The organism is Pseudomonas sp. R45(2017), assembly GCF_002112305.1.
GTDB lineage: Bacteria > Pseudomonadota > Gammaproteobacteria > Pseudomonadales > Pseudomonadaceae > Aquipseudomonas > Aquipseudomonas paraglycinae.
The window spans coordinates 36915-51017 of record NZ_NEHH01000019.1 but is presented as its reverse complement, the minus strand read 5'-3'; the positions used below and the strand labels follow the sequence as shown (position 1 = coordinate 51017).

Below are 14103 nucleotides of genomic sequence, written 5' to 3'. Positions count from 1 at the left end.
TATCAGGAATGGTGGGGTGGGGCTTGGGGAGGACCTGAATGCTTTGCTGACGGGGCTTGGGGCTTGTAGACGGGCACTGATAAATAAGTCAGTCCACATTCTTCTGAGGCTGATCGGCGGCAATTTTGCTGTCCCAGGGAAATACTGTTTTCAAGAATAAATCCTTTGAAAAAGCACTTATCCCCCTCTACGCCAACGGCTTTGCATGTTTTTTTGTGCAAGGGTGAGGAGTGCGCAATTGAGCCTCGCAAACATGCTGACTCTGGGCTGGAGGGGGGGTAGTTGGCGATTGCACAGCGTGTCACGCTTTGTAAAAAATGAAGAATTGACCCTTGGTTGTTTAGATTGGTGCCCGTGAAGCAACAGGTGGGAGGAGACGGTTTTGCTGGGTAGGGCAGTATAAAACGCATATTTTTTCGCATTTTAAAAAATTCTGATTAAGCCGAGATGCGCTTTTCCTATTCCTTGACGGATCCTTGATCAATTTGTAGCCCTTGCATGGCAACGCTCTGAAGGAAAATAGTGCATTTCAATTTTCTACTTCTAGAATCACTGTCAGTTCGTCATGCATCCGTGCGCGAAAGTCAGGGCGTGGCGTTAGGGGCACTTGCAGCGCCTGTATGTGTGGAGGGAATCGTTTTGGCCAATGAAATTGCATTGCCGTTCTATACCGACTGGAAATTTTGGTCGTTGGTAGTATCGGTTCTTGCCGTGATTTTGTCGCAGCTCCCTCCGATTCATTTGCTACTCCGTCCTCGTCGCTTAGAAGTTGAAGTTCACAGCCGCGTTCAGCTGACCCATCGTGTAGGAAATCCGAACCTAGGACTGGTCGTAGGGATAACCAATTCAGGTGGACGGAGCTTGAGAATTCGTTCCATGCATCTTGACTTGGTACGGGATGGTCAGCCTCTGGTAACGCTTCATGCGCAGGCATACTTTGAAACGCCTTCGTCAACGTCGACTGTTTTGCTCGTTCCTTTTTTCTTGAAGCCAGGGGACAGCTGGGCGCATGCCGTTACCTTTTTTAATAATTTTGAACGTCAGGTTGATAAGGCGTATCGGGGCGACCTAGCGCGGTTGAGAGCCGATATTCGGCAGAAAATAGACGCCCAGCCGCCGGAAAGGAGAGAACTGGTGGAAGCAGAACCACAAATGATCGCTCCTTTCTTGGAGCTGTTTCGGAAGCTCTTTATTTGGGAAACGGGAGAGTACGTGTTCACGCTCTCTGTCATCGCTGCCCCAGGTTCGGCGTCTTATACGAAAAAATACCGGTTTACGTTGTATGAAGCTGACACGGAGGAGCTTCGACAGCAGGCAGAGAGGTACAAGTACGGGGCCGGAATTGCTTACGATGAGCAGGACGGGTCGGTGATGGTTCCTATCACGGAGCATGTCGACTAGTAGCGGGAGGGGAGTACGCCTGAGACCCCGGTATAGTGAAGGAGGACAGCGAAAGGGGGACAGATTTATCTTCTCGAATGCTACTAATAAGGTAGTGAACAGAGAGAGGGGTATTTGCTGTTTTATGATCAATAAATCTGTCCCCATTGTTTTATGTCCCCATTGTTTTTATTGTTTTTTCAAGCGACCAAGCAATGGAGCGCGCCATGGAAAATTTTTTTGTTGAGCTGGAAGCACCGCACCCTCACTGCGTAAAAAATATTGTGTTCGGAGGGAAATTGCCGAAGCGTGGGTTCAGGTGGGAGTTTGTAAATGAGTTAAAGCCGATTGATCTCTACTGTTATCTGTATGCAAAATACGGAGAGCCAAACGGTATTCAGAACTTTTTGAGAAAAGATGATTCGGATAACTTAATTCATTGGGAGTGGACTCTAGCTAGTAAGCGGGGTGTCGTTTCTATTTTGGGTATGAATTTTCGAACCGAGGTTCACTTGATAGGGGATTTTGTTGATTCTGGTCTAACTCTTGAGATGTTTATAAGTCAGATTAAGTCTGATTTCAAAAATTATGGAAAGAAAATATCTGCTTTTCGGCTAGAGCTTGAAAAGTGGACCAGATTTTTTAATCCATACAGTAGGATAAAGAGTTCGGTTGAGCAGAATTTTAAGCAGCTCGACATGCTAGATATTGATCCACGTAGGGACCGACTGCCTCATCCAGGCGAAGGCACTGACTATGAAGAGTTTAAATATCGCTGGCAGGCTCTAAACGAGCGATATAGCTCCGCCGTTGGCCTTGTGTTTGGTCTCCGTGCCATGCTACCCGTGCTGGCCGAATCATTTGTGAATCTTCTCATATTCGTACTTGCCCGTTCCGAGATTAAGGTTAACGATCGCCTATTTCAAAACGTCGTCCGTCAGCCAATTGATGTTCGGGTGCAAATGTTGTCCGTGCACTGTATCGGATTTTCGAGTGTGGTGGATTATTCCTCAGAAGAGTGCAAGGCATTTCACACTTTAATGAATGACCGGAATGACCTTTTACATGGGAATATAGAGATACCGAAACTCGCGATGGGAGATGTTTATTTTCGAGGAAAGATTCCTTTGTTTCTCCAATATGAGGATATGTGGAGCGAGTCTATTGGCGCTTCTTTGCGATCAATTAAATTTGATACGATTCAGCAAGACCGAAAGGTGATCGAGGACTTTATTAATTATCTTGTAGGCAGGCTCGCCCCAGATTATGCAGAGATCATCGAACACATTGCCAGTCAGCGAGACCTCGGTATGAATATCAAGACGGGGAAGCTCGGGGTTTTGTTCTCAGACCAGATCGCAGATTTTCGCGCCGTGTTCAAAGCGGCGGAGCCTTGATTCGGTAGTAGTCGTCGTTTCTGGGTGGGTACCAAACTATGCGGAAAAAAGGGACGGATTTATTATTTTGATGTTTAGGTGGTAAATAAATCAGTCCCATATTTTAGTTTTTTGGATTTTGTATTGGTTACGCTTTGAGTTTGTACGACTCTGATTCGGCTGCCTCAATTAAGCATAATGCAAGATCATGCATGACTAGGAGTGCTGCGCTCTCATATTCGGCATACTCTTGAATGTCCTTGATTATCATTTTTTGACCGTGTGCAATATCGTTCCGTCTAGATACTAAGGTTTTTATTTGTGTTGCATATTTATCAATGTATGTGGGTTGAATGCCTAGAGTGTGAGCATTTTCTCTGTAGAGGTTTGGCCACAAGTTTGAGTCGGTATCTAATTTTTCTTCAAAAGTTGCAACTGTACTCTGTAGTTCAGAGAATTTTTTGTTTCCAAACTCCCATAAATCTTTATCACTGAGAGCGCCCCTTAGTGTTTTGAAACTTTTTCGCAAAGAGAGTGCGGCCATATCACCACAAAGTTGTGAGCGTGGGACTTGTTTTTTTTCTAGCTCGTCAAGGTATGAGTCCCAAGCAAATTTGCAAAAACCTTCATAGTGAGAATAGAGAATGGCCCAGGCTCCTCGGAGTAGAGCGCTTTCACGTATCGTTTTTCGATCGGAAGAAAGTATGGCGGCTTTGAATGACGCAAGCTCACTCTCTCTCCAGTTAAGATCAAGTTCTAGTATTTCCGATAAACTAGGCACGGTGTGCCTCTCCAATCACACGTTCAATAGCTGAAATTCGACCCTCTAACTTTTCTTTTGAATTCGCTCCAGGGCCAGTATTGCTTCGGAACTCCTCAGTTTGAACTGTTTGGATTATACAAAGGCGAACCGTGTCTGGATTGATATCAGGGTTGGTTTTAAGCGCTCGCCAAACCCCTATGCTGACTGCTTCATAGTAAGCTGGTGCAAGTGCTCCAACTGGGCTTTCACCGCGATATTTGACAAAAGCACCAGCTCCTAATGAGGTTGCGAGATATTCGAATAGATTAGATAGCTCCCTCATTTCTTCATTAAAGTCAAACTGGATTTCTTCTAGGAGAACTTGTTCCATATAAGTATCAAGCCAGTCTCGTACACTTCCTTTGAAAGTATGAGATGAATTTTTCGTGGCGAAAAATCTTAGTACAAGCTCTTCGTCCCCTTTTTTATCATAGTCTGATTGGGAAAGAGTTTCCGTGCATGCTTTGAATTGTGGAAGACTTGCACAGTCTTTCAGGAAGCTATAGAAGTTATCTCCCATTGTTCCAATCATGCGGGCGGAACAATTCCTTATCTCCTGTGGAGCAAGTATAGCGCCACCGGTGTTCAACCGTTTGAACATTTCGTATTTTAGAAATGGTTTGCTCTGCCTCTTGATCATGATCGTTCTGACGGAAGAACGTTTTATTCTTAATCGAACTGTTAGTGGAAGATCGGAAAAGCACTTCCCATTTAGCTCCTTTATCAAGTCGCAACCGGTTAGTACTAGCGGCTCCATCGATAATTTTTCGGGCTCCATAAATTGGATGACGCTACTGACGCGCTGTAGTCCGTCAATCAGTTCCAGTATTCCATTTTCATTTTCAATGACAAAAATCTGCGGTACGGGAAGCTCTAAGATTATGGATTCTATTAGTCTTGATTTTTGATCGTCGGACCAGCGGAATAGTCGTTGGTAATCTGGGTGGATGATAAGTTCTTTACTTGAGTGAAGGTTGACGATTTCGCCGAAGCTCAAATCTAGAGATTCTGTTCTCACTTCGCCAATGCTTTGGTCGATTGCTTCTACAATATCCATATATTAAATCCCGAAAAAATTTTAAAAAATGCTACTAGCGCGATCCTTGAGTATTTTTTGAGATCAGAACGCCAGCACTCATGCCTTTTGACTTTCGGTGTTCTCTTCGCTGCTGTCAATCAGGGCATGGTGCGAAAAATGAAATCTTTACCTCGGCCAGTACGTGAGCACTGTGGTGGGGAGGAGAAAAATACACTCTGCGAAAATTCGAGAAAAATAGTTGTACCCTTCCTTGGGGCGGAAATGGGAGGACAACTTTGCTCCTGATCTTCACTGAGTTATTAGCTTAGGGTCATTATTTTTCCCAACACACCCCTGATTTCAGTGAGGCGCGCGGTAGAGGCGCAGCCTCTCAAGTCATGAATCTCCGAGTCTGTTTTAAACCCAAAACTCACTTGTTTAAATGACTCATTCTTTCGTAATCCAAGCCCTACACCACCTTGCGTCACCCCCTACACCTAAGACAGAATCCGCCGGCTTGTGCCTCTAGCACGGGGGTTCTATCGTTCCTGGGTCACTGAAAACCAGTGATCGGGTTTGGTAGCCCGGATTCCGTCAGAAGCACAAGACTACTGTCTTGCGGAGGCTTTCAGTGCCTTCGTTTTATGGTGGTCATGCGCAGGGCATCTTCGGATGCGCCGGGGTTCCTGACGGCCGGTCTACCAACCTGCGTATGGCCTCCACCCTAGTTTGGTAGCGAAGGTGGCGGCTCCTAACCTCTTATCCGTCGGGAGTTACCCAATGTTCAAACCAACACCCAACCCACCAGAAACCGATCCAGTCTCCCCCTACAAATTCCCCGATTCACGAACCCTGAACGAAGCCGCCGAGCGCGCCCTCGATCACTACCTCACCCCACAACAACGGATCATGGGCAGCCACACCCAACACGATCCGATGTACTTCGCCAACCCGGCCTACGACACCGAATCCCTGCTCGCCAATGCCAGCGAATCCCTGGGTTCAGCCTCCGAAATGCTCAACAACTTCGCCGCCACCCTGGAACCCGCCCACCGCAAAACCGCCATCGGCATTGCGCAGTTGGTGATGTTGGGGTCGTTGGCGGTGAATCAGGCGTTGGATAACGTCGAGCCGAAGTAGGTTCGGGCAACCCTCTGCGGTGGAGGGTTGATCGTCAGGCGTGGGTTCAACCTGAACCCACGCTGAAACCCCCGCAAGTTTCATCTTCCCGCCACCCGCACAGGCCTACGATCCCTCTACAAGATCCCGACCCCACCCGAGCGCCACACACCATGAACAACCCATTCAAAGCGCTATTGATCGTCGCAACCGTTTCGGTTCTAAGCGCCTGTTCCGGTTCCGGTGGCTTGACCACCACCAGTTGTTTCTCCAGCGACTGTCAGTCGCCGGAGGCGCGTAACGTGAATACGTTGAAGTTTGGCGGGAGCAATATCGGTAACAGTTTCAACCAGTACAGCTCCGGCCTGATGCATGACGACTGAGGTTTACTGGGCCGCGGGTACGGCGATCCATTCGCTCAGGACTTTCTGGTATTTGCCGGTGACTTTGCTCAGGTGCAGCCACTGGTCGACGTAGAGTTTCCAGCTGATGTCGTCGCGCGGCAGCAGGTAGGCTTTTTCGCCGTATTGCATGAACTGGCTCGGGTTGACGGCGCACAGGCCGGGTTTGAGTTTCTGTTGGTAGAGGGCTTCGGAGGCGTCGGTGATCATCACGTCGGCCTTGTTGTCGAGCAGTTGCTCGAAGATGGTCACGTTGTCGTGCAACGCCAGTTGCGCCTTGGGCAGGAAGGCGTGGACGAAGGCTTCGTTGGTGCCGCCGGCGGGTTCGACCAGGCGCACGTTCGGCTGGTTGATCTGGTCGATGGTCTGGTATTTGGACTGGTCGGCGCAGCGCACCAGCGGGATCTTGCCGTCGACGTCGAGGGTGTTGCTGAAGAAGGCTTTTTTCTGGCGCTCCAGGGTCACCGAGATGCCGCCGACGCCGATGTCGCATTTGCCGGCCTGCATGTCCGGCATCAGGGTTTTCCAGGTGGTTTGCACCCATTCGACCTTGACACCGAGGCTGTCGGCCAGGGTTTGCGCCATGGCGATGTCGATGCCTTCGAATCCGCCGTCCGGGCGTTTGAAGGTGTAGGGCTTGTAGTCGCCAGTGGTGCAGACGCGCAACTGGCCTTGTTGCTGGATGGTGTCGAGGTGCGAGGCCGATTCTTGTGCCTGGGCGGCGCCGGCCATGGCCAGCAGGCCGCAGAAGATCATCGTGCTTTTTGGAATTGTCATGGAGATCGGGCTTGTGCAGTGGAGGTGCGGGCCAGTGTAGTGAATGGGTTTGCCGGGTGTCACCCCGGTTCCGGGCTCAACGTGCCCAGCCACGCCACCAGTCCCACGATCAACAGTGCAATCACCAGCTCCAATGCCACGCTGCGGCGCAAGGCGTTTGCCGCCACCTGATGCTGCCCCGCGCGCAACGATTGTTCGAGCAACGGCCCGAGGTGGAAGCGGTTCAACGCGGCCAGCACCAGCATGCCCCCGAACAACACAACCTTCATCGCCAGCAGAATCCCGTAGGTGCCGAGCAGGACTTCGCCCAGTGTCGGGCCGACGATGAACAGGTAATTCGCCACGCCGGTGACCGAGAGGATGAGCACAATCGCCGCGCCGACGCCTTCGAAGCGTTTGACGGAATCCGCCAGCGAACGAATGCGCGCCTCGCTGCACAATGCGTCGAGCCGCGCCATCAAGATCAACGCGAGCATGGCGCCCAGCCACGCACCCGCCGCGAGCAGGTGCAGGATGTCGCTGAGCAGATGCCACGCGTTATCCATCGCCCCGTGTCCGCTCCAGGCCAGGGAGGCGAGGGCGACGGCGCCGGCCATCGATGCCAGCCACAATCCCGGCCAGATCACCACGGCGATCAGCGCAATCATCCGCAGCGTCCACGCCAGCCCGACGTCGGTTTCCAGCACCATCATTTGCAGGTGCGGCCACAGCGCCGCGAACTCCGTTTCGCCACTCATGGCGCGGGTCATCAGCACCAGTCCCGCCACTGACAGCAGCGCCCCGATCAACGCCATCCCGCGTAGCATCGGCCGAAACCGCAGCACCGCATCAACGCTGTACAGCCCGAACAACGCCAGCCCGAACAACAGCAGCAAATCCACATACAGCGCCAGACGCAGGAGGATGTTGATCAGTTCAGCCATCGCTCACTTCACTTTGAACGTGACGTTGCCGGTGATCGGGTGCGTGTCCGACGACACTGCGCGCCATTCGAGCTTGTAAGTGCCGGCCGGCAAGGGCGCGAGCGGGGTGACCAGCATGGTTTTCGGGTCGCCGCCAGCGCTGACTTTGGCCTTCATCGGCATGGGCGAATGGGCCATGCCGGGCATTTCGGTCATCACCAGTTTGGCGCCGGAGAACTGGGTCAGCAGATCCTCCGAAAAACGCAGTTCGATCTTGCCGGGCGCCGCGCCGTCGGCACCTTCGGCCGGGGTCGACGACAGCAGTTTCGGGTGGGCCTGGGCCAGGGTGCTCAGGAGCAAACCGCTGGCGAGGACGAGTGAGATTTTCAATGTGCGCATGCAAGACCTCGGTGTTGTTTTTTGAAGGGATTCAGAACCACATCCGCACGCCGAGGACGAGTCGCGCTTCGCTGCGATCCTCGCCTTCTTCCCGTGCGTAATCGGCGGTGCGGCCGTAGGTACGGTTCCAGGTCACGCCGATGTAGGGCGCGAATTCGCGGCGGATTTCATAGCGCAGGCGCAGCCCGGCTTCGGTGTTCGCGAGGCCCGAGCCGATCCCGCGTTGCGGGTCGTTTTTGCCGTAGACGTTGAGTTCGGCGGTCGGCTGCAGGATCAGGCGATTGGTCAGCAGGATGTCGTAGTCGCCCTCCAGCCGCACCGCGCTCTGGCCGTTTTCGCCGATGAAGGCCGTGGCTTCGGCTTCGAAGTTGTACAACGCCATGCCTTGCAGGCCGAACGCGGCCCAGGTTTGCGGAGCGCCGGGTTTGAAGTCCTGACGCACGCCGCTGACCACGTCCCACCACGGCGAAACCGCGTGGCCCCACAGCGCCTGGATTTCCGCGTCTTCGGTCTTGCCGTTGCTGCGTTCGCCCTCGGAGCGCAGCCACAGCCGATCGATGTCGCCGCCGATCCAGCCGGACAAATCCCAGGCCAGGGTGCTGGCGTCGTCGGCGTCCTGCCATTCAAGTTTGTCGGCGAGGAAGTAAGTGTTGATGGCGCTGTCGTGGACTTGGTGTCCGGCGTGGCTGGTGAACACAGCGGCGCGGTCGGCGTCGGTCAGTGCCGGGATCGGCGTGCGGCTTTCGGTCGGCGCGGCGGGCTGCATCATGCCGTCGTCCATGCTCTGCATGTCGGTCATTTGACTGTGATCCATGCCTTGCATATCAGCCATCCGGCTGTGATCCATGCCCTGCATGTCGCTGGCGGCGAAGGCTTGGGCCATCGACAGGAGTGACAACGAAAACGCGGCAAATCGAGTCATGGTCGGCGTCCTCATTCTTCTACCCGCACTTCGCGGAACATGCCCATTTCCATGTGGTACAGGAGATGGCAGTGATAAGCCCAACGGCCGAGCGCATCGGCGGTGACGCGGTAGCTGCGGCGGGAGCCGGGCGGCATGTCGATGGTGTGTTTGCGCACCTGGAAATTGCCGTTTTCATCTTCCAGATCGCTCCACATGCCGTGCAGGTGGATGGGGTGAGTCATCATGGTGTCGTTGACCAGTACCAGGCGGATTCGCTCGCCGTACTTCAAGCGCAGCGGATCGGCGTCGGAGAACTTGATGCCGTTGAACGACCAGGCGAATTTCTCCATGTGGCCGGTGAGGTGCAGTTCGATGGTGCGGCTCGGATCGCGGCCATCCGGGTCTTCGAAGGTGCTGCGCAGGTCGGCGTAGGTCAGCACCCGGCGACCGTTGTTGCGCAGGCCGAGGCCGGGGTCGTCGAGTTTCGACGCGGTGGTCATGGCTTGCATGTCCACCAGCGGGTTGTCCTTTTCGCTGTCGGGGTGCGCCTGCATCGGGCCCATGTTCATGCTCGAGTGATCCATGCCGCTCATGTCCATCGAACCATGATCCATGCCGCCCATGCCCATGTCGTCCATGGTCACCAGCGGGCGTGGGTCCAGCGCCGGCACCGGAGCCGACAAACCGGCGCGGGCGGCGAGGGTGCCTCGGGCGTAACCGGTGCGGTCCATGGCCTGGGCGAACAGGGTGTAGGCGTCGGCGGCGGGCTCGACGATCACGTCATAGGTTTCCGCCACGGCGATGCGCAACTCGTCGACGCTGACCGGCTTGACGTGCAGGCCGTCTGCGGCGACCACGGTCATTTTCAAGCCGGGGATGCGCACGTCGAAGTAGCTCATGGCCGAGCCGTTGATCAGCCGCAGCCGCAGTTTTTCGCCGGGGCGGAACAGGCCGGTCCAGTTGTCATCCGGGGCGTGGCCGTTCATCAGGAAGGTGTACGTGGCGCCGCTCACGTCGGCGATGTCGGTGGGATTCATCTTCATCTGCGCCCACATCGTGCGATCGGCAACGGTGGCGCCCCAGCCTTTTTCGCCGACGTCGTGGATGAAATCGCCGACGGTGCGTTTGTGGAAGTTGTAGTAGTCGGACTGTTTTTTCAGGGTCTTCATCAGGCTGGCCGGGTCTTCGTCGGACCAGTCGCTGAGCATCACCACGTAGTCGCGGTCGTAGTGGAACGGTTCCGGTTCCCGCGCATCGATCACCAGCGGCCCGTAGACCCCGGCCTGCTCCTGCAAGCCGGAATGGCTGTGATACCAGTAGGTGCCGTGCTGGCGAACCTTGAACTGGTAGACGTACACGCCACCCGGCTCGATGCCCTTGAAACTCAGGCCCGGCACGCCGTCCATGTTGGCCGGCAGCAGAATGCCGTGCCAGTGGATCGACGTGCTGTCCTTGAGCCGGTTGCGCACCCGCAGCGTCACGGTATCGCCTTCGCGCCAGCGCAGCAGCGGGCCGGGCAGGCTGCCGTTGATGGTCATCGCGGTGCGGGGCTGGCCGGTGAAGTTGACCGGGGTTTCGCCGATGAACAGCTCGAAATCGGTACCGCTGAGCTCATTGACCTGGCCGGGGCTGTTCAAGGCCCAGACCGGTGTGCGCCACAGGCCGAGGCCGCCGAGCAGACCGCCGGCGGCGAGGCCTTTGACGAAGGTGCGTCTTGAGGTGGTGGAAGGCATGCGCTGGAAGTCCCCGTTTGACCAATGACGGGGAGGCTAACCAGCGGCAGCTTTCAGCAGGCTGAGGCGCGGATTACAGTTGTGTCAGGTTCAACCTACAAACCGAGACCTTCCTGGACCACCAACAACAGGTTGTTTTCCGTCAACGCAATGGCATCCAGCTGTTGCCCGGTTTCGAGCGTCTGCAACCACCAATGGCTTTCACCGTGCTCATCGACCGTGCGCAGCAGCGATGCTTCGCGGCCCGGCAGGACGATTTGCACACGCCCGGAGCCGTCTTCGGTGAAACGGGCGATGGGATCGAACGTCAGGCTGTGATGGTTGGCTTCGATGATCAACTGGTCGATGGCGTAGTCGTGGGTCTCGCCATCCGGCGAAGTTTCGCAAACATGGGTAGGATTTCGCCGAATCTTCAGTCCTACTTCGGTGACCGGTTGCAACCAGCCTTCGATGCGGTGATACAAGGCGTAGACCTGAGCCGGCCAGCAATCGATCTCCAGTTCGGCGCAGGTGATTTCGTCAGCATGGGTGTGCCGGGTTTGTTTGAGTTTCGCGGCGAGTTCGTCTGCTTTACTCATGTCGGTTCCCTGTGTTGAGTTCAACAACATCGTAGTCCTTTCAAAGTAATGCAGGTTTTGCCCTGCGTCATGCGCCTGCAACACAAGCGTGACTCAATCAGCCCCTGACCATGTGACGGTCAGACCACAGAAACCACGGACGCACGCGTCCCAAGGAACGGGAACATGAAAAAGCTTTTTACAATTATGGCGCTGATTGCGCTGACGGTCGGTAGCATCGGCCTGAGTTCGGCACGCCAGTCGTCTGCCAGCAAGGCGGAATCGGTGGCGGGGGTGTTCGATTACTACCTGCTGACGTTGTCCTGGTCGCCGACCTTTTGCCTGACCCACAAGGATGACCCGCAATGTACCGGCAAGGGTTACGGTTTTGTCCTGCATGGCCTCTGGCCGCAATACGCCAAGGGCGGCTGGCCGGAATCCTGCCCACCGCTGACCAACCTGTCGGCCGCCGAAACGGCCAAAGGCCTGACGCTGTTCCCGACCAAAAAACTGCTCGATCACGAATGGAGCAAGCACGGCACTTGCAGCGGCCTCGGCGCGATGGGCTATCTGGACGAAGCGGACAAAGCGGTGGGCGCGGTGAAAATCCCGCAAGAGTTGCAACCGTTCAGTAGCTCTTATTACTTCGAAGCGCAGGAAATTGCCGACCTGTTCCGCAGGAGCAACCCGGGCATCCCGTCAGACGGCATCGCCGTCATCTGCAACGGCCCGGAACTCTCGGAAGTGCGCGTGTGCATGGGCAAGGACCTGCAATTCGGCGCTTGCGGCAAGGGTGTGAAAACCCAGTGCCGGGCGGGGGATATTCGAGTACCGCCGTCGCGTTAACCGGAGCGATTACCGGCCATAAAAAACAGGCGCCTCTTCAGGCGCCTGTTTTTTTGCATGCGGGTTTGAACAACGCCCCGACTTTGTTCATGCTTGCGCGCCAATGGATGATGATGCGACACCGCAAGGAGCTTTTCATGAGCGGAAAACCCGCTGCCCGAGTGACCGACCCGACCGCTTGCCCGTTGCCGGGGCATGGCACCAACCCGATTGTCAGTGGTTCGCCGAATGTGAATTTCGACGGGCTGCCCGCTGCGCGAATGACCGACAAGTCGGCGTGCGGCAGTCCGATTACCGGTGGCGTTGCCTCGACGGTTTTTATCAATGGCCTGAACGCCGCCACCCTGGACAGCACCGGTGGGCATGGAAATGTGGTCATCGGTGGATCTGGCACCGTGATCATCGGCGATACCGTGGTGAACGCTCCTTTCAGCGGCCTGCTGCCAATGCCGGTGCATTTCACCGACAAGTTGCAGTTGGTGAATGACACGACCGGCGAACCGATGCCGAATCATCCGTACATGATTCAGCGCGCGGACGGTCGGATGGAGCACGGCGTGTCTGACGCCGCCGGTTTTACCCACACGATCAGTTCGCATCTTCCTGAAACCATCAAACTGTTTCTGGAGGAATGAAGCATGAGTGCGGAAACGGTTACGTGCGAGAAAGGCAACAATTACAAGCTGCATAAGGAACATACGCTGACGGACAAGAAGGATGTCAGTGTGAAGTCTGTGCCGGTGGAGAGTACCAAGGCGGTTGTTGTGTTTGTCGGAGGCGCTGGGGATAAGGAGAGTTATTACTTTTCAGGGCCGTATGGAAACATTCAAGAAGCCCATAAATACTTCGATCAGCGCGTTCAGGATTTGGCAACGGAGGGGAAATATAAATCGGATTGGTTGGGGTACAACGAAGTCAAAGGAAAGAAAGATATTCAGCGGTATGTTCTAAGCCTGATCCCTTACAAAAGCTGCCCCGTATATATCGTCGGCCACAGCCTCGGTGGCTGGAATGGCGCGCACCTGACAAAGATCATGTCCGAATGGGGATACCGTGTTCAGATGCTGGTTACCCTTGATCCCGTGGGTGAGGGCGCTTTGGTCTGGTTGGGTTCAGATATCTATTTTGACCGTCCTGATCCGGTTGCGGCCAATTGGGTCAATATCAAGGCTACGCCTAGCAAAAGAGACCCTTCAGATGGGGTCGCCGACTTTGGCGAAAAATGGCTTATCACTTGTGGCCCGTCACTGAACGTGAATGTAGATACCAATCATGCAAACGCTTTGGGTCTGTTTACCGCACGTATCGCGGGAAACAAGTCTGCTGGTGATCTGCTGTTTGACTCGATCATGGAGGAATTTTCCTGATGTATAGACTGTTCGCTTGCCTGCTTTTCGTGATTTGTTCTGGTTGTGCAAAAGACCATGTATGGCCTCCAGCGAATTTGAGCTATGTGTCTGTTGAGAGAGACAGATCTTTATATGTAATCAGATATCAGTCGAATATTGATGTGTTGGATCTTTTTGGTCGGGGAGAGAGGGTTGGAATGGCTTCAGGCATGCTTCATTGTGCCTTGGCTGAAGATCAGGATTTCTCGGTTGGTAAAGCCATTCGGTTTTCAGCGTTTGGATTGATATCGCCGGATAAAAGAGACGGAGCCCCGGCGGGATACTCTTATCTGACCCATGCTTTCATTTCCGAGACCTCCAGCAACCGAAGCTCGGAAAGATATTTGTCAGTGGCAGAAATCAACCAACTCCTCTCAGACAAACAACAAATCCCCTGCAAGGTCGTGGTCACCGCTTACGGCTACAAACCCTACTACTCAAACACCATGAACCTCCCGGTCGCAGACCTGCTGCGCGAAGTCAACAAGCCCTGAGCTCAGC

The 14103-nt window shown here is 54.4% G+C and carries 16 protein-coding genes; 8 read left to right on the top strand and 8 right to left on the bottom strand.

The annotated features are described in order from the left end of the window. Positions 1-639 precede the first annotated feature (639 nt). Entirely contained in the window at positions 640-1401 is a 762-nt protein-coding gene (locus CAF74_RS28520; protein ID WP_218189663.1) for a hypothetical protein, read from the top strand. A gap of 206 nt (positions 1402-1607) precedes the next feature. After that, the gene (locus CAF74_RS28515; RefSeq protein WP_085748580.1) at positions 1608-2777 is read left to right on the top strand and encodes a hypothetical protein; all 1170 of its coding nucleotides are present in this window, start codon (positions 1608-1610) and stop codon (positions 2775-2777) included. 127 nt (positions 2778-2904) lie between these two features. Here the strand turns inward: CAF74_RS28515 and CAF74_RS29165 are convergent, their stop codons facing one another. Both CAF74_RS29165 and CAF74_RS28510 read right to left on the bottom strand, forming a co-directional pair. Further along, positions 2905-3537, bottom strand: coding sequence for an MAE_28990/MAE_18760 family HEPN-like nuclease (locus CAF74_RS29165; RefSeq protein ID WP_139832940.1), 633 nt, complete (start codon positions 3535-3537; stop codon positions 2905-2907). Continuing rightward, on the bottom strand, positions 3530-4615 hold the full coding sequence (locus CAF74_RS28510; protein ID WP_085748579.1) for a DUF262 domain-containing protein: 1086 nt from the start codon (positions 4613-4615) through the stop codon (positions 3530-3532). The genes CAF74_RS29165 and CAF74_RS28510 overlap by 8 nt, the downstream gene beginning before the upstream one ends. Before the next feature lie 741 nt (positions 4616-5356). On the opposite strand from CAF74_RS28510, the gene CAF74_RS28505 reads away from it, so the two are divergent. Continuing rightward, the gene (locus CAF74_RS28505; RefSeq protein WP_007955862.1) at positions 5357-5716 is read left to right on the top strand and encodes a DUF6124 family protein; all 360 of its coding nucleotides are present in this window, start codon (positions 5357-5359) and stop codon (positions 5714-5716) included. A gap of 152 nt (positions 5717-5868) precedes the next feature. Continuing rightward, positions 5869-6078, top strand: a complete 210-nt coding sequence (locus tag CAF74_RS28500; RefSeq protein ID WP_085748578.1) for a hypothetical protein — start codon at positions 5869-5871, stop codon at positions 6076-6078. A gap of 3 nt (positions 6079-6081) precedes the next feature. On the opposite strand, the gene CAF74_RS28495 is transcribed toward CAF74_RS28500, so the two are convergent. The 6 genes from CAF74_RS28495 to CAF74_RS28470 form a co-directional block, all read right to left on the bottom strand. Then, positions 6082-6873: a transporter substrate-binding domain-containing protein gene (locus CAF74_RS28495; RefSeq protein ID WP_176240523.1), complete on the bottom strand. Its 792-nt coding sequence runs from the start codon at positions 6871-6873 to the stop codon at positions 6082-6084. A gap of 59 nt (positions 6874-6932) precedes the next feature. Then, positions 6933-7796 (bottom strand): copper homeostasis membrane protein CopD, encoded by an 864-nt coding sequence (gene copD, locus CAF74_RS28490; protein ID WP_085748576.1) that lies wholly within the window; start codon positions 7794-7796, stop codon positions 6933-6935. A 3-nt stretch (positions 7797-7799) separates the two neighbouring features. Beyond that, positions 7800-8174, bottom strand: a complete 375-nt coding sequence (copC, locus tag CAF74_RS28485) for a copper homeostasis periplasmic binding protein CopC (protein ID WP_085748575.1) — start codon at positions 8172-8174, stop codon at positions 7800-7802. Between the two features lie 31 nt (positions 8175-8205). After that, positions 8206-9096, bottom strand: a complete 891-nt coding sequence (locus tag CAF74_RS28480) for a copper resistance protein B (protein WP_085748574.1) — start codon at positions 9094-9096, stop codon at positions 8206-8208. Positions 9097-9107: 11 nt separating this feature from the next. Next, a complete protein-coding gene (locus CAF74_RS28475) occupies positions 9108-10811 on the bottom strand; it encodes a copper resistance system multicopper oxidase (protein ID WP_085748573.1) in 1704 nt (567 codons plus the stop codon). A gap of 95 nt (positions 10812-10906) precedes the next feature. Next, a complete protein-coding gene (locus tag CAF74_RS28470; protein ID WP_045121792.1) occupies positions 10907-11389 on the bottom strand; it encodes a hypothetical protein in 483 nt (160 codons plus the stop codon). Positions 11390-11554: 165 nt separating this feature from the next. Between CAF74_RS28470 and CAF74_RS28465 the strand changes: the two genes are divergently transcribed. The 4 genes from CAF74_RS28465 (at position 11555) to CAF74_RS28450 (ending at position 14096) form a co-directional block, all read left to right on the top strand. Further along, the gene (locus CAF74_RS28465; protein WP_011335138.1) at positions 11555-12214 is read left to right on the top strand and encodes a ribonuclease T2; all 660 of its coding nucleotides are present in this window, start codon (positions 11555-11557) and stop codon (positions 12212-12214) included. Positions 12215-12351: 137 nt separating this feature from the next. Further along, positions 12352-12849 carry a PAAR domain-containing protein gene (locus CAF74_RS28460; protein ID WP_011335137.1) on the top strand — a complete coding sequence of 166 codons (498 nt, stop codon included), beginning with the start codon at positions 12352-12354 and terminating at the stop codon, positions 12847-12849. A 3-nt stretch (positions 12850-12852) separates the two neighbouring features. Next, positions 12853-13581, top strand: coding sequence for an alpha/beta hydrolase (locus CAF74_RS28455; protein WP_085748572.1), 729 nt, complete (start codon positions 12853-12855; stop codon positions 13579-13581). Then, complete coding sequence (locus CAF74_RS28450) at positions 13581-14096, top strand: hypothetical protein (RefSeq protein WP_176240522.1); 516 nt, start codon at positions 13581-13583, stop codon at positions 14094-14096. The genes CAF74_RS28455 and CAF74_RS28450 overlap by 1 nt, the downstream gene beginning before the upstream one ends. The last annotated feature ends 7 nt before the right edge of the window (positions 14097-14103 follow it).

What these genes read in the sequence shown, in the direction of transcription:
- CAF74_RS28470 (WP_045121792.1), bottom strand. Translation starts at nt 11,389, where the DNA reads ATGAGTAAAGCAGACGAACTCGCCGCGAAACTCAAACAAACCCGGCAC.
- CAF74_RS28510 (WP_085748579.1), bottom strand. Translation starts at nt 4,615, where the DNA reads ATGGATATTGTAGAAGCAATCGACCAAAGCATTGGCGAAGTGAGAACA.
- CAF74_RS28450 (WP_176240522.1), top strand. Translation starts at nt 13,581, where the DNA reads ATGTATAGACTGTTCGCTTGCCTGCTTTTCGTGATTTGTTCTGGTTGT.
- CAF74_RS28455 (WP_085748572.1), top strand. Translation starts at nt 12,853, where the DNA reads ATGAGTGCGGAAACGGTTACGTGCGAGAAAGGCAACAATTACAAGCTG.
- CAF74_RS28475 (WP_085748573.1), bottom strand. Translation starts at nt 10,811, where the DNA reads ATGCCTTCCACCACCTCAAGACGCACCTTCGTCAAAGGCCTCGCCGCC.
- copD (WP_085748576.1), bottom strand. Translation starts at nt 7,796, where the DNA reads ATGGCTGAACTGATCAACATCCTCCTGCGTCTGGCGCTGTATGTGGAT.
- CAF74_RS28480 (WP_085748574.1), bottom strand. Translation starts at nt 9,096, where the DNA reads ATGACTCGATTTGCCGCGTTTTCGTTGTCACTCCTGTCGATGGCCCAA.
- CAF74_RS28505 (WP_007955862.1), top strand. Translation starts at nt 5,357, where the DNA reads ATGTTCAAACCAACACCCAACCCACCAGAAACCGATCCAGTCTCCCCC.
- CAF74_RS28465 (WP_011335138.1), top strand. Translation starts at nt 11,555, where the DNA reads ATGAAAAAGCTTTTTACAATTATGGCGCTGATTGCGCTGACGGTCGGT.
- CAF74_RS28515 (WP_085748580.1), top strand. Translation starts at nt 1,608, where the DNA reads ATGGAAAATTTTTTTGTTGAGCTGGAAGCACCGCACCCTCACTGCGTA.
- CAF74_RS28460 (WP_011335137.1), top strand. Translation starts at nt 12,352, where the DNA reads ATGAGCGGAAAACCCGCTGCCCGAGTGACCGACCCGACCGCTTGCCCG.
- copC (WP_085748575.1), bottom strand. Translation starts at nt 8,174, where the DNA reads ATGCGCACATTGAAAATCTCACTCGTCCTCGCCAGCGGTTTGCTCCTG.
- CAF74_RS28495 (WP_176240523.1), bottom strand. Translation starts at nt 6,873, where the DNA reads ATGACAATTCCAAAAAGCACGATGATCTTCTGCGGCCTGCTGGCCATG.
- CAF74_RS28500 (WP_085748578.1), top strand. Translation starts at nt 5,869, where the DNA reads ATGAACAACCCATTCAAAGCGCTATTGATCGTCGCAACCGTTTCGGTT.